This window comes from Kitasatospora purpeofusca (genome assembly GCF_034043715.1).
Taxonomy (GTDB): Bacteria; Actinomycetota; Actinomycetes; order Streptomycetales; family Streptomycetaceae; genus Kitasatospora; species Kitasatospora purpeofusca_A.
Genome location: NZ_JAXCLC010000031.1, coordinates 57,540 through 78,829, shown reverse-complemented (window position 1 = coordinate 78,829; position 21,290 = coordinate 57,540). Strand labels below are relative to the sequence as shown.

The window sequence follows — 21,290 nt, the reverse complement described above, 5'->3', positions numbered from 1 at the left end:
GGCGGGGGAAGGGCGGTTCGTTGACGGAGCTCTGACGCGGGCGGGGCCGGTCCGTACGGGTTCCTGACGCGGGGGCGGTCAAGCGGCGGACGGGTGGGTCAGGTGTCGGCCGGGGTGTCGGCCGCCCAGAGTTCGGCGAACGTCCGGTCCAACCGCTCCTCGCCGACCGGCGGGACGGGCAGCGGGTGGGTGGCCCCGGTGCGGAAGCCGTCGAGCAGCAGCGCGAGGTGGCGACGCCACAGGTCGGGGCGCAGTTCGGTGGCCGCGGGCAGGGCCCGGCAGAGCGCGCCGAGCATGAACAGCAGGTCCGTGGTGACGACGTCGGCGCGCATGGTGCCCTGCTCCTGCGCGCGGGCGACCAGGGAGCCGACCGTCGCGGCGTTGCGCCGGCTGATCCCGAGCAGCCCGGGGACGGTCGGGACGGCCCGGGCGACCAGGTCGTTGATCCCCCGGTCCGCGGCGACCAGTTCGAGGATCCGCTCGAAGTAGCGCTCGATCGCGCTCCAGGCGTCCTCGGTGGCCAGCGCCTCGTTCGCCGCTTCGGCGAGCAGGTTCGCGGCGTCCGCGAAGACCTCGCCGACCAGGGCCTGGCGGGTCGGGAAGTGCCGGTAGAGGGTGGCGTTGCCGACGCCCGCCTCCTTGGCGATCTGGTCGAGCGGGACGTCCAGCCCGTGCCGCGCGAACAGGTCGCGGGCGGTGGCGAGCAGGAGGTCGCGGTTGCGCCGCGCGTCGAGCCGCAACCGCGCGGGGGGACGAGGACCATCACCGGGACCACCGGGACCACCGATGCCCGTCCTGCTCACTGCCATGCCCCGACCCTAACAACGCCGGCCCCGGGCACTGGACACCGTGCCCGGGGCCGACGGCGTCGTGGTCAGCGCCGGGCGCCCGGGCGGAGCCAGACGGCCCAGGTGAGGGCGGAGCAGCACAGGTAGGCGACGAGGAAGGCCAGGTAGGCGTCGTCGCCGTTGCCGCTGCCGAGGAAGGACTGCCGGAAGGCCAGGTTGACCAGCACCCCGCCGAAGGCGCCGATCGCGCCGGCCAGGCCGATCAGCGCGGCGGTGCGGCGGCGGGCGGTGGCCTCGGCGGCGGCCGGGTCGGCGCCGTCGGCGACGGCGAGGCGGGCCCGGCCCTCGTAGTGGGCGGGGATCATCTTGTACGTCGAGCCGTTGCCGATGCCGCTGAGGACGAAGAGCGCGATGAAGCCGGAGAGGAAGAGCGGCAGGGAGCCGGCCCGGGAGGCGGCCAGGACGACGGCGGTACCGGCGCCCATCGTGACGAAGGTGACCAGGGTGACCCAGGGGCCGCCCCAGCGGTCGGCGAGCCGCCCGCCGACGGGCCGCAGCAGCGAGCCCAGCAGCGGGCCGAGGAAGGTGAGCGCGGCGGCCTTGACCGGGGTGTCGAAGCGGTCGTGGAACTGCACCTGGAGCACCTGGCCGAAGGCGAACCCGAAGCCGATGAACGAGCCGAAGGTGCCGATGTACAGGACGGACACGGCCCAGCCGTAGGGATCGCGGGCGACCTCGCGCAGCGAGCGGTCGGCGGGTGCGCCGGGCTCGCGGGGCGCGGTCGGCAGGTTGTCCATCCGGCGCCAGGCGAGCGCGGCGGCGGCCAGGATCAGCGGCAGGTAGATCAGCGGCAGCAGCCGGGGGTGGGCGGCGCCGGCGGTGGCGAGCACCAGCAGGCCGAGCAGCTGCACGGCGGGGACGCCGAGGTTGCCGCCGCCGGCGTTGACGCCGAGGGCCCAGCCCTTGAGGCGGTGCGGGTAGAAGGAGTTGATGTTGGCCATCGAGGAGGCGAAGTTGCCGCCGCCGACACCGGCGACACAGGCCACCGCGAGCAGGGTGCCGTAGGAGACGCCGGGGGTGAGGACGAGCGCCGCCAGTCCGGTCGGGACCAGCAGCAGCAGGGCGCTGGCGACCGTCCAGGTGCGGCCGCCGAACCGGGCGACGGCGTAGGTGTACGGCAGCCGGAGCAGGCCGCCGAGCGCGGTGGGGAGGGCGGTCAGGGTGAACTTGCCGGCCGGGTCGATGTGGTACTCGGGGCCGAGGAAGAGCACCAGGACGGACCACAGGCTCCAGACCGAGAAGCCTATGTGCTCGGAGAGCACGGAGAGGATCAGGTTGCGGCGGGCCGTGCGGGCACCGGTCCGTTCCCAGAACTCGCGGTCCTCCGGGTCCCAGTGGGTGAGGGTGCGGGCGCCGGCCGTCCGGGCCGGGCGGGTGCCGAGGGCGGTGGTCATGCCCGCTCCTCCTTCCGGGAGTCGGCCGCCGCGGCGCGGACCGGCCACCGGCGGAGCACCGCAGGGGTGCCGTCGGGGGCGGTGTCCTCGTCCAGGCAGCGGCCGTCGGTGAGGTCGAAGGTCTGCTTGTACATCGGTGAGGCGAGCGTCGGCCGGCCCTCGCGGCTGCCCAGCAGGCCCCGGGAGAGCACGTGCGCGCCGCTGAACGGGTCTCGGTTGTCGACGGCGTACAGCGCGCCGGAGCGGTCGACGAACAGGGCCACCTGGGTGTCGGCGGGGGGCAGCAGGACGGCGACGCCGCGGCCCGGTTGCAGGTCGTCGAGGCTGCAGACGGGCTGCCAGCGGGTGCCGTCGTGGATCTCCACGGTCACTTGGCGAGCACCTCCAGTCGGGGGCCGGCCACGAGGACCGGGGCGGGGGCGGGGACGGGGACGGGGAGGGCGTGGCCGTCCTCGTCGGGGCGGGCGGGGCGGATCTGGCCGCGTTCGGGGACGAAGGTGACGGCCGGGTCGGGGGTGCCGGGAGCGTTGACGAAGGAGGCGAAGCGGCGGAGCCGGTCCGGGTCGGCCAGCGTAGCGGCCCACTCGTCCTGGTAGGAATCGATGTGGCGGGCCATCAGGGCGTCGAGTTCGGCGGCGATGCCGAGCGCGTCGTCGAGGACGACCGCGCGCAGGTGGTCGAGGCCGCCGTCGAGCCGCTCCAGCCAGACCGAGGTGCGCTCCAGCCGGTCGGCGGTCCGGATGTAGAACATCAGGTAGCGGTCGATGGTGCGGATCAGCGTCCCGCGGTCCAGGTCGGCGGCGAGCAGGTCGGCGTGCCGGGGCGTCATGCCGCCGTTGCCGCCGACGTAGAGGTTCCAGCCGGCGGAGGTGGCGATGACGCCGAAGTCCTTGCTCCGGGCCTCGGCGCACTCGCGGGCGCAGCCGGAGACCGCCGACTTGAGCTTGTGCGGGGAGCGCAACCCCCGGTAGCGCAGCTCCAGTTCGATGGCGAGGCCGACCGAGTCCTGGACGCCGTAGCGGCACCAGGTCTCGCCGACGCAGGACTTCACGGTGCGCAGCGCCTTGCCGTAGGCGTGGCCGGACTCGAAGCCGGCGTCCACCAGCCTGGCCCAGATGGCGGGGAGCTGGTCGACGCCGGCGCCGAACAGGTCGATCCGCTGGCCGCCGGTGATCTTGGTGTAGAGGCCGAAGTCGCGGGCCACCTCGCCGATCGCGATCAGGCCGTCCGGGGTGATCTCGCCGCCGGGCACCCGGGGCACCACCGAATAGGAGCCGTTGCGCTGGAGGTTGGCCAGGAAGTGGTCGTTGGAGTCCTGGAGGGCGGCCTGTTCGCCGTCCAGGATGTGGCCGTTGGAGAGGCTGGCCAGGATCGAGGCTACGGTCGGCTTGCAGATGTCGCAGCCCTCGCCGGTGCCGTGCCGGTCGACCAGCGCGGAGAACGTGGTGATGCCGGTGACCAGGACGATCTCGTACAGCTCGGCGCGGCTCTGCGGGAAGTGCTCGCACAGGCCGGTCCCCACCTCGGTGCCCGCGGCGGCGAGTTCCTCGGTGACGACGGTGGTGAGCTGCTTGAGGCAGCTGCCGCAGCCGGTGCCGGCCCGGGTGCACTTCTTGACCTCGGCGACGCTGCCGCCGCCCTGCTCCCGGACGGCGGCGCGCACCGCGCCCTGGGTGACGTTGTGGCAGGAGCAGAGCACCGCGTCGTCGGGCAGCGCGACCGGGCCGGCGGCGGCGGATCCGGCGGGCAGCACCAGTTGCCCGGGCGGCACGGTGAGCGGCCGGCCGGCCGTCGCCAGCGGGCGCAGGGTGCCGTAGGCGTCGGTGTCGCCGACCAGGACACCGCCGAGCAGGGCCCCGTCGGAGCCGATCACCAGCTTGCGGTAGACGCCCAGCCGGCCGTCGCTGTAGAGCACGTCGAGCGCGCCCTCGGCGGTGCCGTGCGGGTCGCCGAAGCTGGCGACGTCGACGCCGAGCAGCTTGAGCTCGGTCGAGGTGTCGGCGCCGGTGAAGCCGGGGCCGGGGCGGCCGGCGAGTTCGCGGGCGGCCGTCTCGGCCATCTGGTAGCCCGGGGCGACCAGTCCGTAGACGCGGCCGTCGGCGGCCTGGGCGCACTCGCCGATGGCGAGGACGGCCGGGTCCTCGGTGCGGCAGCACTCGTCGACGACGATGCCGCCGCGCGGGCCGACCGCCAGGCCGCAGTCCCGGGCGAGCCGGTCGCGCGGGCGGACGCCGGCCGAGAACACCACCAGGTCGGCGGCGAGTTCGCGGCCGTCGGCGAGGAGCAGGCCGCGCACCGCGCCGTCCGGACCGGTGGCGACCCCGCTCGCCGCGGCCGCGGTGTGGACGGTGACGCCGAGCTCCTCGATCTTGCGGCGGAGCAGTTCGCCGCCGCCCTCGTCGACCTGGACGGCCATCAGGCGGGGGGCGAACTCGACCACATGGGTGGTGAGTCCCATCGCCCGCAGGGCTCCGGCCGCCTCCAGGCCGAGCAGACCGCCGCCGACCACGATGCCGGTGCCGCCGCCCGCCACCGCGGCCTTCGTCGCGTCGGCGCGGATCGCGTCGAGGTCCTCGATGGTGCGGTAGACGTGGCAGCCGGCGGCGTCCCGACCGGGGACGGGCGGCACGAACGGGGCCGAACCGGTGGCCAGCACCAGGGCGTCGTACCGCAGTCGGGCGCCGGAGCGGGTGGTGACGGTGCGGGCGGCGCGGTCGACGGCGGTCACCGGGTCGCCGAGGCGCAGGTCGATGCCGTGCTCGGCGAGGAAGCCGGGCGGGCAGAGCGTGAGGTCCTCGGGCGTACGGCCCTCGAAGAGCGAGCTGAGGTGAACGCGGTCGTAGGCGGGACGGGGCTCCTCGGCGAGCACGGTGACCCGTCCGCGCCGGGCGCCGGGCTGCTCGGTCCAGGCTTCCAGGAAGCGCTGGCCGACCATGCCGTGGCCGACCAGGACGAGGTCCAGCGGCGGCTCGGCCGGCTCGGCCGTGTGCGACGTCATGCGTGACTCCTCGGGTGGTGCGGGGGCCGGGGGCTGGGGGCCGGGGGCCGGAGGGCGGGGGCTGGGGGCCGGGGGCCGGAGGGCGGCGTGGGTGTGGGTGTGGGCGTGGGTGTGGGCGTGGCGGTCGCGCTCCCCGGTGTCCCGGGGTCGTGCCGAGAAATTTCGCCGGTGGGCGTTTCGCCCCCGGGTCCGCCGTGTTGCGCCCGCGGTACGCGTCGCTCACACCCCGTACCGCCCGAGGTGCGGTTCCGGACATCCCCCGTAACGGGAACCACCGCTTCGCTAACGCCGGGGAGACCGACGGGCAATCAGCCCGTAACGAGCGGCCCGCACCCTTTCGGCCATGGCAACAACCACCCTCACCGGACCGCGCCCCACCCCGCGGCCCGGGCCCCTCACCGGCTTCACCATCGGGGTGACCGCCGCCCGCCGCCGGGACGAGCTGACCGCGCTGCTCACCCGGCGCGGCGCCCAGGTCGTCGAGGCGCCGGTGCTGCGGATCATGCCGCTCGCCGACGACCTCGCGCTGCGCCGGGCCACCGAGTCCTGTCTGACCGCGCCGCTCGACTACGTGGTCGCCACCACCGGCGTCGGCTGGCGCGGCTGGATGAGCGCCGCCGAGGGCTGGGGCCGGGGCGCCGCCCTCGCCGACGCGTGCCGGCGGGCCGTCGTCCTCACCCGGGGCCCCAAGGCCACCGGCGCCGTCCGCGCCAGCGGCCTCGGCGAGGGCTTCTCCCCCGGTTCCGAGGCCACCGACGAACTGCTGACCTGGCTGCTCGCCCGCCCGCTGACCGGCCGGCGGATCGCCGTCCAGGAGCACGGCGTGCGGCTCGACGCCTTCGCGGCCGCGCTGCGCGAACGCGGCGCCGAGGTGATCTCCGTCCCGGTCTACCGCTGGGCCCCGCCGGACGACCCGGCCCCGGTGCGGCGGCTGGTCGAACAGACCGTCCGCCGCCAGGTCCACGCGCTCGCCTTCACCAGCGCCCCCGCGGTCAGCGCGTTCGTCGAGACGGCCGCCGCCGACGGCCTGCGCGACGCGCTGCTGGACGCGCTGCGCGGGGACGTCCTGCCGGTCTGCGTCGGCGCGCTCTGCGCCCGGCCGTTCGCCGACCTCGGCCTGCCCGCGGAGTTTCCCGAGCGCGGCCGGCTCGGCTCGCTGGTCCGGCTGCTCGCGGAGACCCTGCCGAGCCGGGGCCGCCGCGAACTCGACCTGGGCGGCACCAGGTTGACCCTCCAGGGGAACGCCGCCCTGGTCGACGGGGAGAGTCGCCTGCTCAGCCCGCGCGGCGCGGCCGTGCTGCGCGCGCTCGCCGAACGCCCCGGGCATGTGCTCAGCCGTGCCGACCTACTGCGCACGGCCTGGCCGGACGCGGCCGCCGACGAGCACGCCGTCGAGGCGGCGGTCGGGCGGCTGCGGGCGGCGCTCGGGCCGCACGGGGGGCTGATCCGCACCGTGCCCAAGCGCGGGTACCGGCTGGCGGCGAGCTGATGGGGGCGGGGTTGGCGGGGGCGGGGTCGACGGGGGCGGGGTTGGCAGGAACGGGTCTGACGGTGGCGGGGTTGGCAGGAACGGGTCTGACGGTGGCGGGGTTGGCAGGAACGGGTCTGACGGGGGTGCGGCTGGCAGGCCCGCGGCCTGTCGGCGTGCGGCGGCCGTCGGCCGGAAGCCGGCCGGTCCTGCTCGCGGTCGCCCACGGCAGCCGCGCCGCCGCCGGAGTGGCCGCCAACCGGGCGCTGCTGCGCCGGGTCCGGGCGCTGTGCCCGGGTCTCGACGTCCGCTGCTGCTTCCTGGACCTCGCCCGCCCCTCCCTGCCGGAGGCGCTCGCCGGGCTGGACGGGCGGGCGGCCGTACTGGTCCCGCTGCTGCTCGGCGGCGGCTACCACCTGCGGGTGGACCTTCCCGGGGCGCTAGCCGCAGCCGGACTGACCCGCCTTCCGCTCGCCCGGGCGCTCGGCCCCCACCCGCTGCTGGCCGCCGCGCTCGCCGACCGCCTCGCCGAGGCGGGTCGCCCGGCGGGCGCCGGGCCGGTGGTCCTCGCGGCGGCCGGCTCCTCCGACCCGGCCGCCAACGCCGACACCGCGCGGACGGCCGAGCTGCTCGCCGACCGGCTGGGCGACGGCTGTCCGGCCGTCCCCGCGTACCTGTCCGCCGCCCGCCCGACCCCGCGGGAGGCGGTCGCCGCCCTGCACGCCGCCGGGCACCGCCACGTCGCCGTCGCCACCCACCTGCTCGCCCCCGGCTTCTTCGCCGACCGCGCCGCCGCCACCGGCGCCCGCTGGGCGAGCGCCCCGCTCGGCACCCACGAGGCGCTCGCCCGGCTGGTCGCCCTGCGCTACGACGAGGCCCGGGCCGAATCGCCCGCCGGCGCCCGCCCACTGTCGGGCAACCGCTGACGTACGACAACCGCTGCCGTCCGGCAACCGTTGACCGTCGAGTCCGACCGTCAGGCGCGACGCCGCCGGTGGTACGCGTACGTCAGCGCGAGGATCAGCGGCCCCCGGAGCACGAACAGCCCGGCGCGGAGCAGCGCGAAGCCTCCCCCGGGCTGTCGGCCTCCTCACACCCGGCGCACAATCCCCCACCGCGCTGCCCCCGCCCCCTATGGTGATCTTCCTCGGCACGGACGCGGACCGGACGATGGGGTGGAGCAGATGAGCATGTCCCTCGCGGCACATCAGCTGATCGGACTGCTGGTCGACCCCGGCTCTTTCGTGAGCTTGGACGATCCGGTGACCACCCGGCCGCGCGACCCCGAGTACCGGGCGAGCCTGACCCGCGCCCGGGAGCGGACCGGCATCGACGAAGCGGTCATCACCGGCATCGGCCGGATCGGCGGGGGACAAGCAGCCCTGATCGCCTCCGAGTTCGGCTTCCTCGGCGGGTCGATCGGCGTGGCCACGGCCGAACGGATCACCCGGGCCGTCGAACAGGCCACCGCCGCCCGGCTCCCACTGATCGCCCTCCCGGTCTCCGGCGGCACACGGATGCAGGAAGGGTCGGCGGCGTTCCTGTGCATGCTGCGGATCACCGCCGCCGTCCAGGCCCACCGGGCGGCCGGACTGCCCTACCTCACCTATCTGCGCAACCCCACCATGGGCGGGGTCTTCGCCTCCTGGGGCACCCTCGGGCACCTGGTGTTCGCCGAGCCGGAAGCCCGCCTGGGCTTCCTCGGCCCGCGCGTGTACGAGGAACTGCGGGGCGTCCAGCTGCCGCCCGACGTGCAGCGCGCCGAGACCCTCGCCGAACGCGGCCTGGTGGACGCGGTGGTCGCGCCCGAGGAACTGCGCGAGGTACTGCGCCGCTCGCTGTCCGTCCTCACCCGCCGCGCCCTGCCCTCCCCTCCCCCTTCCCCCGTTCCTCCGACCGCCGTCCCCCCGGCCCCCACCGAACACCCCGACGCCTGGGAGGCCGTCCTCCGCACCCGCCACCCCGACCGCCCCGGCACCCGCGAACTGCTGCGCCGCACCGCCGAGGAACTCGTCCTCCTCGACTCCCCGGGCGGCCGCGACGGAGCCCTCGTCCGGGCCCTCGCCGTCCTCGACGGCCAACCCGCCGTGGTCGTCGGCCAGCAGCGCCGGGCCGGCGCCCAGGAACGCCCCTTCACCGCCGCCGACCTGCGCTCCGTCCGCCGCACCGCCCGGTTCGCCGAACAGCTCGGCCTCCCCCTCGTCACCGTCGTCGACACGGCGGGCGCCGAACTCTCCGTCCAGGCGGAGCTGGACGGCGTGGCCGTGGAGATCGCCCACTGCCTCACCACCCTGCTCTCTCTGCGCACCCCCGTCCTCGCCGTCCTCCTCGGCCAGGGCTCCGGCGGCGGCGCGCTCGCCCTCCTCCCCGCCGACCGCGTCCTCGCCGCAGGCAACGCCTGGCTCGCCCCGCTTCCCCCGGAGGGCGCCTCCGCGATCGTCCACCGCGACGGCTCACACGCCCCCGACCTCGCCCGGACCCAGGGCATCGGCGCCCACGACCTCGCCGCCGTCGGCCTGGTCGACACCGTGGTCCCGGAGCTCCCCGACGCCGCCGACGAGCCCGCCGCCTTCTGCGCCCGCCTCGGCCACGCCATCGCCACCGCCCTCGCCGGCCTCACGGCCATCCCGACCCCGGACCGCCTCACCGCCCGCACCACCCGGCACCGCCGCCTGGGCGACCTCGTCACCTGAGGACGGACGCCGGGGTCGGAGGGTGCCAGGGTCGGAGAGGGTGCCGGGTTCGCGAGAGCGCCGGGTGTTCGGGACGGCTGGGCGTCGGCCCGTCATCCTGTGGTGCCGGTCTCAGATCAACGGCGACGCCGCGTACCGGAGACACGGCGCCGGGTGACGGGGGCGGCGGCGAAGCGGTGAGTGCGCTCACAGGGAATCCGTCGGCACGACGGCCGGTAGTGCTCACGGCCGGTGCGGTCCAAGTCCCGGATCCGCGCAGGTCAGGAGCGGCCGGCGGCGGCCTTCGAATCGACGGCGTGCGAGATCGCTACGACGGCGCGTCGTAGCAGAGGGGTCTTGGCGGGAGCCGATCCGGTCTGGCAACAATGGCTCTCGTCGCCAGCCGCACCCGGTACCTGTCCCACCGGAGCGCGGCTCTTCACGAACTACTGCCGGTGCGCGCCCCGCGACCGTTACGGCCCCTGTCCGGCCACGGTCCGGGCGGGGCGAGCACCGGCCCAACCTGATTGAGGTCTTGTTCTTCATGCCCGCTTTCAAGCTTCGTATGCGTACCTCGGCCGCACTTCTTGCCGGTGCCGCCGGTCTGACCGCCCTCGGCGCCGGTGTCGTGCCCGCCACCGCGTCCGCCGCGGCCGCCTCCCCGCAGGCCATCGCCGCGCAGATCGTGCCGGCGAACCAGCTCTCCTCGTTCAGCCAGATCATCTCCCACGAGTCCAGCTGGAACGTGACCGCGACCAACCCGAGCTCGGGCGCGTACGGACTGGCCCAGGCGCTGCCGGGCTCCAAGATGGCCACCCACGGCTCCGACTGGAAGACCAGCGCCACCACCCAGATCCGCTGGGCGCTGGACTACATGAACAGCCGCTACGGCAGCCCGAACGCCGCCTGGACCTTCTGGCAGAACCACCACTGGTACTAAGCCGACCCGGGGAACCCTCCACGGCGACGGCATCCGGACCAACTGTCCCCCTCACCCCGGGGTCGGACAGGGACCACCGGGGTGACCGAGGCCCGGCCGCGCGCGATCCGCGCGGCCGGGCCTTCGGCCGTTCCCGCCCTACCTCCCTCTAGCCTTCCTCTCCCTTTCTTTCCCTTCCTTGCCGCCGTTCCCGCCAGTCGCGTGTCCGCCGGTGTCCGCCCGTGTCCGCCCGCTGTGTCGTACCCAGCGGATATATTCGGGCCGAGACGAAGTCCCGCCGCCGTTCGGGCCGTGCCCGGCACCGCCCCGCCCCGCCCCGCCCGTCCAAGGAGCACTCGGTGCCCAAGCCCCCGCGCCCGGCGACCGCCACCACCCGGACCGTGGCGCGGGTCAACCAGACCGTGCTGCTGGAGGTGCTGCGCCGCGGCGGCTCGCTCTCCCGGCAGCGACTGGCGGCCGAGAGCGGCCTGTCCACCGCGACCGTGCACCGGCTGGTCGAGGCGCTGCGCACGGCGGGGCTGGTGGTCGTGGAGCCCGAGCGCGCGCCGTCCAGCGGCGGCCGACCGCCGCAGCTGATCCGCTACAACGCCGGGGCGCAGACCGTGCTGGCCGTGGCACTGCGACCGCGCCGCGTCGTCGGCGTGGTCACGGACCTGCACGGCACGGTGCTGCACGAGGCCGAGCGGCAGTGGGCGCCGGTACTCGGCCCCGACCGCACCCGCGAACCGTCCGCCGAGGAACTCATCGGACCCCTGCTGGCCCTGGTGGACGGCCTGCACGGCTGGGCCGCGCGGCACGCGGGCACGCCACGCGCCCTGGTGGTCGGGGTGCCCGGGGCGGTCCGGGACCGCGACACCGGGCTGGTGGAGTTCGCGCCGGTGCTGGACTGGCCCGGGCTGCGGCTGCGCGCCCCGCTCCAGGAGCGGCTGGGCGTGCCGGTGGCGGTCGAGAGCAATGCCGACCTGGTCGCGCTGGCCGTCCAGCACAGCGAGGCGGGCGTGGGCGTGAGCGACCTCGTCGCCGTGACGGTCGGGATCGAGGTGGGCGCCGGGATGGTGCTCGGCGGCCGGCTGCACCGGGGCCGGCTGGGCGCGGCCGGCGCCCTCGGCCACCTGATGGACGACCGCCGGGCCCTGGAGCGTCCGGCGGGGCGCACCGGCGACACCCAGGCGCGGATCGGCGACCGGGCCGTCGATCGGAGGATCACCGAGGCCGGACTGGCCGTGGCCGGGACCTCGGCCGAGCGGGTCGCCGAACTGTTCCGGCTGGCCCGGGCGGGCAGTCCGACGGCGGTGCGCCTGGTGGACGAGCTCACCGACGACCTGGCCCTGCTGGTGGCGCGGACCACCAGCGTCCTCGGCCCCGAACTCGTGGCCCTGGGCGGACGACTGCTCCGGGAGAGCGATGGCGGGATGCTGTCCGCGATCGAGTCCCGCCTCCAGGGCCGGGTGCCGGTGCTGCCGCAGCTGGTGACGATCCCGGCCACCGCCACCGAACTCGTCGGCGCGACCGCGGCCGCCGTCCGGCTCGCCGACGGGGCCACCTTCATCACGCGCTGAACCGGGGCGACGCCCCTGTTCCTGACTGTTCCCCCGGGTATTTCTTGGTGTGACAGGAACCGCCGATGGCCGTTCGCCTCGGACCCGGCGTCGCCGCGGGCGAGGTGAACGACCGGCCGGTCCCGGTCGGCCGGACCTCCTGCCACCGCTCGGCGACTTCGCCCAGCTACGGCTACAGCGACAGCTACAGCCGCACCTGCGACCCGGCCTGCCCGGGCACGGCGCGCTCGCACCGGAGCCGTGGGAACACGTGGTGGCGAGGACCCGCCGGGAGCGGCAGGGGTTCGAGGACGCCCTCGGCCGGACGGTCCGGGGCGAGCGGCACGACTACGTCTGCCGGCCCGGGGCGGTCACCGCGAGCAGTTCCGAGCGGAGGCCGACCCCGACGCAGGCCGGACCGGGTGCACACCGGCGTCAGTCGGAGTCCGGTGCCAGACCCAACAGTTCACGGGTGCGGCGGTACTTGGCGGCCAGCCGTGCGGCGGTCGCCGGGTCGAGGCTCGCCAGTCGGGCCGGGTCGGAGTTGTGCGCGAGGTCGGCTTGCTTGACGACGAGGGCGCCCGGCGTGGCGAGGATGCGTGCGGTGTACTCCTCCAGCGGCTCGCCGGGGCGCTTGGTGAGCGCGTCCACGATGGCCTTGGTGGCATCGCTCAAGGCGGCGTCGGCCAGCCACTCGCGGGTCAGCGCGTCGTCCTCGACGGCGTCGTGCAGCCAGCCGGCCGCGATCTGCTCGGCGCTGCCGCCCCGGGCCGCCACCCCGTGGGCGACCGCCGCCAGGTGCTCGGCGTAGGGGCGCCCGTTCTTGTCGGTCTGCCCCGCGTGCGCGTTCCGGGCGATCCGCTCGACCTCGGCCAGGCTCAGGTAGTCCACGCCGCCCATCGTAGGCACCCGGCCCGCCCGGCCGCGCGGGGGCCTGCCCAGCGGCGGCTTCCGGGCGACTGATTGACTTCCGAGGTCCCACCGCCCCGGGGTGACACGGTCCACGGCCGTCCACCCGACCACCACGCCGACGACCGCCCTGCCGACCACCCGACGACCGCGCCCGACGACCCGCGCCGAGGAAGCCATGCCCAGCCTGCACCCGCTGCTGTCCGGTTTCGCCCCGATCTGGGCCCTGACCGGCGTCGGCTACGTCCTCGGCCGCAGCAGGCTGCTCGGCGACCAGGCCGAGCAGGTGCTGAACCGGTTCGTCTTCCATGCGGCCATGCCCGCCGCGCTGTTCCTGATGATCGCCCGTACGCCGCTCGACCGGTTCGCCAATCCCTCCATGCTGGCGTTCACCGCGAGCACCGCGGTCGCGGTCGGGCTCGGACTGTTCGCCTCGTACCGGTTGTTCGGCCGAGCGCTGCCGGAGCGGACGCTCGGCGGGATGGCCGCCGGGTACGTCAACTCGGCCAACCTCGGCATCCCGGTGGCCGTGCAGGTACTCGGCGACGCCTCCTTCGTCGGTCCGGTGGTGCTGTTCCAGATCCTGGTGGTCACCCCGACGGTGCTGACCGTGCTGGACTCCGGCCGGGCGGGCGTACGGGCGGCGCTCACCCTGCCGCTGCGCAATCCGATCCTGCTGGCGGTGGGCTTCGGCGCCCTGCTCTCGGCAACCGGCTGGCGGCCGCCGGCCGAGCTGAATCGTTCCTGCGAACTGCTGGGCGGCGCCGCGGTACCGACCGCCCTGGTGGCGCTCGGCCTGTCGATCTGCCACCCGCCCGCGGTCACCGGCGCCTCCCGCTACCTGGAGGTCGGGGCGGCGGTCGCGATCAAGAACCTGGTCCAGCCGCTGACGGCCTGGGCGGTCGGCGCCCTCGTGCTCGACCTGCCGCCCCACCAACTGCTCACCGTGGTGCTGTTCTCGGCCCTGCCCACGGCGCAGAACGTGTTCACCTACGCCCGCGAGTACAACCACGGCGCCGCCTTCGCACGGGACTCCGTGCTCGCCTCGACGCTCCTCTCGATGGCCACCCTGTCCCTGGTCGCCTGGGCGCTCGGCCCGGCGTAGACGCTTCTCCTACTCCTCTCCTACTCCGCCCGGGCCGCGGCCACCACCCCGGTCATCGCCGCCAGGAACCGTCGCGCCACGGCGAGCTCCGCCTCCCCGAAAGCGCCCATCGCGGCCATCAGGTCGGCGATCAGACCGCCGAAGAAGACCTCGCCGAGTTCGACCGCGCGCTCCTCCACCAGCAGCCGGACCTTGCGGCGGTCCTCCTCGTCGCGCTCGCGCCGGATCAGCCCCGACCGCTCCAACCGGTCGACCAGCCCCGTCGTCCCCGCCGAGTTCAGCCCCAACGCCGCACCGAGCCGCCCCGGAGTGACCACAGCCCCGGCCCGCCCGGCGTCCAGCAGATGGATGAGCCCCCGCAGATCCGTCGGATGCAAGCCGTTCCGCGCAGCGAACTCGGCACCGAACAGGTCGAGTTCGGACGTCAGCCCGCGCAGCAGTCGGATCAGCTGCGTCGGCGTCTGCGACGACTCCACCCTCATCGCCCCTTCCCCGGAGTCCCTGAACACGCCCAGAACCCCACCCCTACCCCCACCCGACCCGGCCGACGCCCCCATCTCCGGACCACCCGGCACGGCTGGTCCGGCGTTGGTGACCAGCGGACTCCGCCCGGCACCACCACACACGCTACGGATCCGAGCCGACCACCGACCGGTCCCCAGCATCAGGCCGCGAGGCCGCGAGGCCGCGAGGGAGAGCCGACGGCGGCTACTGCCCCCTCCCCTCTTCCGCCCCGCACCCCGAGGCGGCCCCGATTCCGCACCCGTCGGAATCCTCGCCGGGCGCGCGGCTGTGGCCATCGCCGCCGAAGGGAGCGAGCATGGTCGACGGCAGCCGTCGAGGCCGACGCGGAGGTGGCGATGAGGGTCGTGTTCGTGCACGGGGCGTGCGTACGGGACGGGTCGTGGTGGTGGCGCCGTACCGCCGGACTGCTGCGGGAACGCGGGGTGCCGAGCGTGGCCCCCGAGCTGCCGAGCTGCGGCGGGACGGGTTTGCCCGCCGGAACCGGCGGACCGGGGCTGCCCGAGGATGTGGCGGCGGTACGGCGGGTGCTGCGGGCGGACGACGAGCCGACCGTCGTGGTCGCCCACAGCTACGGCGGAATCGTCACCGCGGAGGCCGCCGCGGGGATCGGATCCGTACGCCATCTGCTGCTGGTCTCCAGCTACCTGCCCGAGGTCGGGCAGAGCCTGTCGGACTTCGGGGTGGGCGGCCCCGCCCCCTTCCTGGACGTCGACCCCGACACCGGCACCTTCGGCGTTCGCCCCGAGCTGCTCGTGGACACCTTCCTCCAGGACTGCGACCCCGAGGACCAGGCCGCGGCGGGGCACCACCTCGCCCGCCAGAGCGTGCACGTGACCGCGCAGCCGGTCGGCGCGGCCGCATGGCGGCAGGTGCCCTCGACCTACCTCGTCTGCGCCCAGGACCGCGGCACCCCGGCCCGGCTGCAACGCGGCTTCGCCCGCAGGGCGGGCAGCGTCGTCGAACTCGACGCCGGCCACCACCCGTTCCTGTCACGGCCTGCGGCGGTCCGGGACCTGCTGCTGAGCCTGTGACAGCAGCCGGGCCGGGCCAGTGGACTGCGGTCAGTGGACCGTGGTCAGTAGATCAGGTACCCGGGCCGGTGCCCTTCGTCGTCGATCTCTCCGGTCGCCTGCGCCCGTAGCTTGCCCGCGAGCGCCTCCAGTGCCCGGGAGGCCGCGACCTCTTCGCCGATCCTGGCGAGCGGGCGGTCCTCCGCGCTCTTGGTCGCCTCCCCGTGTGCCGTGAGACCCGGCGCCCGGGCGCCCGTCAACCTCGCCTGGCACCCGGTGTGAACACCGTCCTCATCGAAGCTCAGCTCCACATCCCACTGGTTGTGCATGCCACACCTCCTGGCGCCGGCGCACGTCGCGCCCGCTCGGGCCGGTCCGGGCAGTACTCCCGTGGCGGCCGCTCACACCAGGGTGCGCCCGTCGGCACGGCAGCGGCAAGCGGACTCCGGGGCGGCGGGGCCCGGCGCCACGCCCGGACCGTTCCGGGGGTCGGCGCCCCACCCCGGCGGTAGGCTGTCCACAGCGCGCCAATGCCGCGAAACCCTGCTCCGGAACACCGAAACCCGCCTGGGCACACCCCGCCGAGGCCCCGGAGCCCGGCGGTGCGGCGCGGTCGGCAACCATCGGGCGGTCCATCCGTGGCGGTCTTCCTCCTGGCATTGAGTGCCGCCTGCTTCCTGGGCCTCGGATTCGTCCTCCAGCAGCACGCGGCGCAGCGGGCCCCGCGTGCCGACCTGCTGCACTGGCGTCTGCTGTTGGACCTGCTGCGGATGCCGGAGTGGTTGCTCGGCACCGGATTCATGATCATCGGGTTGATCCTCTCCGCGCTCGCCCTCAACCAGGGCGAGGTATCGCTGGTCGAACCGCTTCTCGCGACCAACCTCATCTTCGCGATGGCGCTCGCCAGAGTGCTCACCCGCCAGACGCTCGGACGCTCCGGCTGGGCGGGAGTGGTGCTGCTGGCGCTGGGCGTGACGGTGTTCATCGTGGCCGGCCGCCCCACCGGCGGGGGCCCACCGGTGGGCGAACTACGGCGCTGGCTGGTGATCGGGACGGTGGTCGGGCTGACCCTGCTGCTGGTCTCGTTCGCCCGCCGGCTGCCGCTGTTCGAGGAGGCGACCCTGCTCGCCCTGGCGGCAGGTCTGCTCTACGGGCTCCAGGACGCGCTCACCCGTACCACCACCCAGCGGCTCGACCACCAGGGACTGGACGCCGTCCTGCGCAGTTGGCAACCGTATGCCGTCATCGCGGCCGGTGTGGTCGGCCTGCTGCTGGTCCAGAGCGCGTTCGAGGCCGCGCCACTGCGGATGTCCCTCCCCGCGCTGACCGCCGCGCAGCCGATCTCCGGCATCGCCTGCGCGGTCGGCTTCCTCGGTGACCGCCTCCGGGTCACCCCGGGCGCACTGGCCTGGGAGGTGATCGGTCTGATCGCCATCGTGGTCGGCGTCGTGGTGATCGGCCGCCACCCCGCTCTACCGGGCAGCACCGACGCCGGCGACAGCCCGGAGCCGGTCGGTCCGGTCGCCGGTACCACGGAGGGCGGCCCGGGCGAGGCGGCCGGCACCGCTATCACCGCGGCAGACGCGTCGGCCGACCCACCCGGCCCGACCGACCCGACCGACCGCCCACCCGAGGCTTCCACCCACGGCGGCCCCGACGGCGGCACCGGCACCGGCACCGGCGACCCCAGCGGCACCGGCTGACCGCCCGCCCTCAGGACCGTTGACCGACCGCCCCATCGCCGACCACCGGAGACCCCATGTGCTGGAGTGCCCAGGCGGACCTCGTCGTCGGCAGCGCCGTGACGGCTGTCGGCGTGCTCTGCCTCGTGCGCGCCCACCGTGCCGGCCGACCCGAACGCCTGCCGCTCGCCGCTCTCCCGCTCGTCCTCGGAGTGCACCAGCTGATCGAGGCCGCGGTCTGGCTGGGCAGCGACGGCGACCTGCCGCCCGCACCGGCTGCCTGGGCCCGCACGGCCTGGGCGGTGATCGCCCTACCCCTGCTCCCGCTCCTGGTCCCGATCGGCGTCAGCTGCGCCGCTCGGGTCGACCGCCCCCGCCAGCGTCTGCTGACCGGGTTGGTGATCCTCGGCCTCCTCGTCGCCGTGCCTCTGGCCCACACCATCGCCACCCATGCTGTCGGCGCCACCACCCATGCCCACACACTCGACTACCGCCTCGGCGCCCCGTACCCCGCTCTCCTTCTCACCGGCTATCTCCTCGCCACCGTCGGCTCGCTCCTCCTCAGCGGCGACCGCCTCCTCCGCCGTCTCGGCCTGCTGACGGGAATCGGCGCCCTGGTCTGTGCCCTCCTCTGGCAACTCGCTTTCGTCTCCACGTGGTGCGCCCTCGCCGCCCTCACCTCCGTCCTTCTCCTCGGCTGGACGACCTCACCGCTTCCTGCCGCGCGCCGCCCGAACTCATAGCCCGCCATGCCCGTGACCGCGTCCGGTGGGCGTCCGGTCGCCGTGCGGGTATCCGGCGGGCAGGTGGCTGCCGCCGCCCGGCCCTACGGTGGTCAGCCGGGTTCCGGGGCCGCCGGGCCCGGGACCTTCTGCTCCGGGGCGCTGCTCGCGTCCGGGGCCGCCGCCGGGGCACGGCCACGCTTGCGGTCCATCTCCCGCCACTCCGGCCGCAGGCCGGACAGGGCGGTGGTGGCGATGTACAGACCGCCGCACGCGAGCAGCACCGGTATGAGCCCGACCGTGGACACGGCCACGCCCGCGAGCAGGCCACCCACCGGGATCCCCGCCCAGGCGAGCGAGTCGCCCAGTGCATTGACCCGGCCCAGCAGATGGCGGGGCACCCGCTCGAACTGGACGGCACCGAGGATCGGGTTGAGGAAGCCACCGCCGAAGCCGCTGACCACGAAGACCGCGATCACCAGTCCCATCGGCACGTCCATGGCGAGGACGAGGAAACGTGGGGCACCGACGAGCAGGAAACCGACGAAGAACACCGTCCGGCGCGGCAGGCGGTGGGCAACCGCCGCCGCGATCAGGCTGCCGACCACCGCCGCGATCCCCCAGGCACTCCCGGTCAGACCGATCGCGGCCGGGCCGCCGCCCGTTTCCCTGGCCCAGACGGGCACCAGCACGGTGAGGAACGCCGCGTCCAGGAGGTTGGTCACCGCGACCGTCACGATGACGGTCAGCAGCAGTGGATCGCCCCGCAGGAAGGCGAATCCCTCCCGGAACATGCGCCAGTAGCCGACCGGCCGTTCCCCGTCTCCGGTCGCCGCTCCGCCTCCCGCCGGCGCGGTCCTCGGCCCGGATGCCTCCGGTGCAGCGGCCGGGCGGCCCATCCCCTGGGGGAGCGCGACGGCGATCACCAGCGAGCCGAGTGCGAACGCGACCGCGTTGACCGTCAGACCGGCCATCGGGCCGAGCAGGGCGATCAGCCCGCCGCCGACCGCCGGACCGATCGTGGTGGCCAGCCGCTCCGTGACCCCGGACAGACCGGTGGCCCGCTCCATGGGGATCCGGCCCCGGTCGGCCGCCTCGGCGACCATGACCTCCTTGGCCAGGTCTCCCGGGCCGCGGGCGGCGCCGATCGTGGCGACCATGACCAGCAGGAGCCAGAACGGCAGCAGGCCGAGCGCGTGCAGCAGGGGGACGAGGCCCGCCGCGACGGCGCTCACCGCGTCCGTCGTCCAGGAGACGACGCGCGGACCGAGCCGGTCGATCACCGGTCCCGTGAAGGCCTTGACGAGCACATAGGGCGCCAGCTCGACGAACGCGACCACTCCCGTCATCGTCGCGCTGCCGGTCGTGGCCAACACGAACCACGGCAGGGCGATCGCCGAGACCCGGGTGCCGGTGAGCGAGACGGCCATCGCCGTCAGCACCCCGGCCAGTGGCCGGAAACTGCGCGACCCGGTGTCCGGCCCCTTGGTGGCAGGCCCACCGACGGCCGCGGACGCCGACCCGGGCGACGGCACCCGGCCCGGAACCGTGGCGTCCGCGCTCATGAGCGATCCTCCGACGCGTCGTCGTCGACGGCCTGGGGCTCGGGAAGCACGTGGACGACCACGGCCACCCGGTCCGTTCCCTCAGGTGCGGGAGCCCCCGGATCGATGCGGCGGTAGCGGGCGACCACCGCCGACATTTCTCCGGCCAGGGCCCGGGCCTCCTCCGGGGTCAGCTGGAGCACCATGTCGCTGAGGTCCATCGCCTGCCGCCACTCCGGCGTCATCGTCTCGTAGGCGTTGAGCGCCGTCTGCGCCATGAGGGTGTGGGCCGCGACGATCGACCGCAGATAGCCGAGCGCCGCCTCCGGATCCTCTTCCGCCAGGCTGCTGTCCGTCCACCAGGTCACCTGGTGGACGGACTTCCACCAGCGGTCCCGGGCATTGCCGCGCTCGGTGTCCTCGGCGACGAAGCCGGACGCCGCGAGCTGGCGGAGGTGGTAGCTGGTCGCTCCCGAGTTCAGCCCCAACTGCTCGGCCAGCTTGGTGGCGGTGGACGGGCCGTTCTTCCGGAGCAGCCCGATCAACTGCACCCGCACCGGGTGGGCCAGGGCCCGCAGGCCCTTGGCATCGATCACGACATCGGTCTGCGGATCCGGACTGTGCGGCCACCGGCGGTCATCGGTCATGGCACCACCGTACGACCGCAAAGGGTTCTTCGCAAAGGTTTTTTGCGAAGAACCCTTTGCGATGTCGAACAGGGCCGCGCGCCGCGCCGGTACCGGCCCGCGCCGCCCGAGAACGGCCCGGGTCTCAGTCCCGCGCGACGGCCAGCACCAGCACCACGGTGAGCCCGCCGCCGGCCGTCTGCTCCACCCTCAGCCGGCCTCCGGCCGCGCGCACCAGCGCCGATATCGAGGGCCCGACCGGCTCCGGCCCGCCCGTCCCCCGCCGAGGGCCGGCCGCATCCCCCGCACCCTCCACGGCCCAACCGCTCCCGCCACCACTGCCGGGACCACCGAGCCCGCCTCCCGGCGGCCAGCCGGCGCCCGGGATGCCCGGCTCGCCGTACATCCCGGCGAGCAGCCAATGACGGGCCTCCGCCGGCTCCGACTCCCCCCGGTCCACCACCCTCAGCTCGACCCGGGCGGGCTCGGCCGTCCACGCCTCCGACCCGCCGAACGCTCCGCCGGTGAACGCCCTCCTGCCGAGTACCCCCTTGCCGAAGGAGCCCTTCCCGGAAGCCCCCCGGCCGAACACCCCTCCCGACCCCGCCCATCCCCGAGCACCCAGCAGGCCGTCCGGCCCCGGCAGCGGATCGGCCCGGACCAGCACCCTGGCCCCCGCCGGGCTGCGACGGATCGCGTGATCGACCAGTCCGGCCAGGGCCGCCTCCAGCCGCGGGGCGTCCGCGACCACGACCGGCAGTCCCACCGGAAGCCGCACCACCACCGAGGCTCCCCGGCCGCCGCCCCGCAGCACCCGCCCGACCACCTCGGCCACCTGCACGTGCCTCGCGTCCGGCACACAGCCGCCGGCCCGGTCGATCCAGCGCAACCGCTCCAACTCCGGCCGCGACAACAGCTGCGGCCCGGCCATGCCGCCGACCGCGGACCGGCTCGGACTCCCGGCGCCCACCGTCCCGATCGGCGCGGCGAGCATCACCCCGTGCCGGTCAGGCTCCGGCCGGCCACCCCCACCCACGCCCCTGAGCAACCGCGCGCCCGCCAGCGCCCCGGACCGCCCGAGCGGGCCGAGCCCACCCAGCGCCCGGGCACCCGACGCGACGTAGCCCCAGAGCTTCCCGCCTGCCATCGTCCTGCCCCTCGTCCCTCGCAGACCCGATCCGCCACCCCGTGGCGAACCGGTGCGGGCCGCTTCCCCGGCCCTGCGCCAAGCCTGCGCCCCCGCCGCCCGGGTGACAATCCGGCCCCGGGGCCACACCAGCCGCTGTTACCCCGCCGATCAGCGGGGCCG

Annotated in this window: 18 protein-coding genes and 1 pseudogene; 9 read left to right on the top strand and 10 right to left on the bottom strand. The window is 75.1% G+C overall.

All coding sequences use genetic code 11. The features are described from left to right. Positions 1-98: 98 nt before the first annotated feature. From SM793_RS17985 to nirB, 4 genes are all read right to left on the bottom strand, one after another. Positions 99-809 (bottom strand): helix-turn-helix domain-containing protein, encoded by a 711-nt coding sequence (locus tag SM793_RS17985; RefSeq protein WP_320439208.1) that lies wholly within the window; start codon positions 807-809, stop codon positions 99-101. Positions 810-874: 65 nt separating this feature from the next. Further along, the gene (locus tag SM793_RS17980; protein ID WP_320439207.1) at positions 875-2,242 is read right to left on the bottom strand and encodes a nitrate/nitrite transporter; all 1,368 of its coding nucleotides are present in this window, start codon (positions 2,240-2,242) and stop codon (positions 875-877) included. Then, positions 2,239-2,613, bottom strand: a complete 375-nt coding sequence (gene nirD / locus SM793_RS17975; protein ID WP_320439206.1) for a nitrite reductase small subunit NirD — start codon at positions 2,611-2,613, stop codon at positions 2,239-2,241. The genes SM793_RS17980 and nirD overlap by 4 nt, the downstream gene beginning before the upstream one ends. Next, positions 2,610-5,240, bottom strand: coding sequence for a nitrite reductase large subunit NirB (gene nirB, locus SM793_RS17970; RefSeq protein WP_320439205.1), 2,631 nt, complete (start codon positions 5,238-5,240; stop codon positions 2,610-2,612). The genes nirD and nirB overlap by 4 nt, the downstream gene beginning before the upstream one ends. A gap of 343 nt (positions 5,241-5,583) precedes the next feature. Between nirB and SM793_RS17965 the strand changes: the two genes are divergently transcribed. The 5 genes from SM793_RS17965 (at position 5,584) to SM793_RS17945 (ending at position 11,879) form a co-directional block, all read left to right on the top strand. After that, positions 5,584-6,729, top strand: a complete 1,146-nt coding sequence (locus SM793_RS17965) for a uroporphyrinogen-III synthase (RefSeq protein ID WP_320439204.1) — start codon at positions 5,584-5,586, stop codon at positions 6,727-6,729. Between the two features lie 155 nt (positions 6,730-6,884). Continuing rightward, positions 6,885-7,634 (top strand): sirohydrochlorin chelatase, encoded by a 750-nt coding sequence (locus SM793_RS17960; RefSeq protein ID WP_320439203.1) that lies wholly within the window; start codon positions 6,885-6,887, stop codon positions 7,632-7,634. 258 nt (positions 7,635-7,892) lie between these two features. Then, the gene (locus tag SM793_RS17955) at positions 7,893-9,401 is read left to right on the top strand and encodes a carboxyl transferase domain-containing protein (protein ID WP_320439202.1); all 1,509 of its coding nucleotides are present in this window, start codon (positions 7,893-7,895) and stop codon (positions 9,399-9,401) included. 523 nt (positions 9,402-9,924) lie between these two features. Then, positions 9,925-10,320: a transglycosylase SLT domain-containing protein gene (locus SM793_RS17950; RefSeq protein ID WP_320439201.1), complete on the top strand. Its 396-nt coding sequence runs from the start codon at positions 9,925-9,927 to the stop codon at positions 10,318-10,320. A 338-nt stretch (positions 10,321-10,658) separates the two neighbouring features. Beyond that, positions 10,659-11,879 (top strand): ROK family transcriptional regulator, encoded by a 1,221-nt coding sequence (locus SM793_RS17945; protein ID WP_320439200.1) that lies wholly within the window; start codon positions 10,659-10,661, stop codon positions 11,877-11,879. Between the two features lie 414 nt (positions 11,880-12,293). Here SM793_RS17945 and SM793_RS17940 read toward each other — a convergent pair whose 3' ends face one another. Next, positions 12,294-12,758 carry an HD domain-containing protein gene (locus tag SM793_RS17940; protein WP_413815983.1) on the bottom strand — a complete coding sequence of 155 codons (465 nt, stop codon included), beginning with the start codon at positions 12,756-12,758 and terminating at the stop codon, positions 12,294-12,296. A 91-nt stretch (positions 12,759-12,849) separates the two neighbouring features. Between SM793_RS17940 and SM793_RS17935 the strand changes: the two genes are divergently transcribed. Continuing rightward, the gene (locus tag SM793_RS17935) at positions 12,850-13,872 is read left to right on the top strand and encodes an AEC family transporter (RefSeq protein ID WP_320439198.1); all 1,023 of its coding nucleotides are present in this window, start codon (positions 12,850-12,852) and stop codon (positions 13,870-13,872) included. 20 nt (positions 13,873-13,892) lie between these two features. On the opposite strand, the gene SM793_RS17930 is transcribed toward SM793_RS17935, so the two are convergent. Further along, positions 13,893-14,354, bottom strand: a complete 462-nt coding sequence (locus SM793_RS17930) for a MarR family winged helix-turn-helix transcriptional regulator (protein ID WP_320439197.1) — start codon at positions 14,352-14,354, stop codon at positions 13,893-13,895. A gap of 378 nt (positions 14,355-14,732) precedes the next feature. Here SM793_RS17930 and SM793_RS17925 point away from each other — a divergent pair, with 378 nt between their 5' ends. After that, on the top strand, positions 14,733-15,428 hold the full coding sequence (locus SM793_RS17925; protein WP_320439196.1) for an alpha/beta hydrolase: 696 nt from the start codon (positions 14,733-14,735) through the stop codon (positions 15,426-15,428). 44 nt (positions 15,429-15,472) lie between these two features. Here SM793_RS17925 and SM793_RS17920 read toward each other — a convergent pair whose 3' ends face one another. Continuing rightward, the gene (locus SM793_RS17920; RefSeq protein ID WP_320439195.1) at positions 15,473-15,736 is read right to left on the bottom strand and encodes a dsRBD fold-containing protein; all 264 of its coding nucleotides are present in this window, start codon (positions 15,734-15,736) and stop codon (positions 15,473-15,475) included. A gap of 309 nt (positions 15,737-16,045) precedes the next feature. Between SM793_RS17920 and SM793_RS17915 the strand changes: the two are divergent. Beyond that, positions 16,046-16,927, top strand: a pseudogene (locus tag SM793_RS17915) (DMT family transporter); the annotation flags it as partial. A 239-nt stretch (positions 16,928-17,166) separates the two neighbouring features. Then, the gene (locus SM793_RS17910; protein WP_320439194.1) at positions 17,167-17,832 is read left to right on the top strand and encodes a DUF6629 family protein; all 666 of its coding nucleotides are present in this window, start codon (positions 17,167-17,169) and stop codon (positions 17,830-17,832) included. A 92-nt stretch (positions 17,833-17,924) separates the two neighbouring features. Here the strand turns inward: SM793_RS17910 and SM793_RS17905 are convergent, their stop codons facing one another. The 3 genes from SM793_RS17905 to SM793_RS17895 form a co-directional block, all read right to left on the bottom strand. Next, the gene (locus SM793_RS17905; RefSeq protein WP_413815984.1) at positions 17,925-19,241 is read right to left on the bottom strand and encodes an MFS transporter; all 1,317 of its coding nucleotides are present in this window, start codon (positions 19,239-19,241) and stop codon (positions 17,925-17,927) included. Between the two features lie 131 nt (positions 19,242-19,372). Continuing rightward, positions 19,373-20,002, bottom strand: coding sequence for a helix-turn-helix domain-containing protein (locus SM793_RS17900; RefSeq protein ID WP_320439192.1), 630 nt, complete (start codon positions 20,000-20,002; stop codon positions 19,373-19,375). Positions 20,003-20,126: 124 nt separating this feature from the next. Next, the gene (locus tag SM793_RS17895; RefSeq protein ID WP_320439191.1) at positions 20,127-21,128 is read right to left on the bottom strand and encodes a hypothetical protein; all 1,002 of its coding nucleotides are present in this window, start codon (positions 21,126-21,128) and stop codon (positions 20,127-20,129) included. Positions 21,129-21,290 lie beyond the last annotated feature (162 nt).